The following is a 430-nucleotide window of genomic DNA, read 5'->3' on the forward strand; positions in this document are numbered from 1 at the left end:
GACTAATGTTCCTCGACGGCTTTGCCTGGGCACTGGCGTATTTCCTGCTCATAGAGAACCGGGTGATGTACGACCGGGACGAATGTATGGCAGAAGAGATCCTCAAGACTGCCGAAAATGAGGGTTATCAGTCAGTCTTGATCACTTGTGGAGGGAATCACCGTCCGGGAATAGCCGACTACCTCAGAGAAGAGGGCTGGCAAGTCGAAGAACGAACCACAGATAGTCCAATCGGCAAAGTCCTACTCTGGAAAGATCGGGTCATAGAAAGGCTGCCGAGTCCGCGAAAAAAGTTGAATCAAGCTGCTTCCAAATTGAGAGGCAGATTCTGATACGATTAGATCAGGCCCTGGAAAAGCGGAGACCCGCCCAGAAGAAGAACAGTCCGAGGAAGAATAGAATTATTCTGCTTCCGAGATCGATGTCGGGA

Annotated in this window: 1 pseudogene; it reads left to right on the forward strand. The window is 50.5% G+C overall.

What is annotated here, in order from left to right:
* A pseudogene (locus tag C5B91_RS21880) lies at positions 1-332 on the forward strand (hypothetical protein); the annotation flags it as partial.
* Positions 333-430: the final 98 nt, after the last annotated feature.

Source organism: Haloferax sp. Atlit-10N, from assembly GCF_003586325.1.
GTDB classification, from domain to species: domain Archaea; phylum Halobacteriota; class Halobacteria; order Halobacteriales; family Haloferacaceae; genus Haloferax; species Haloferax prahovense.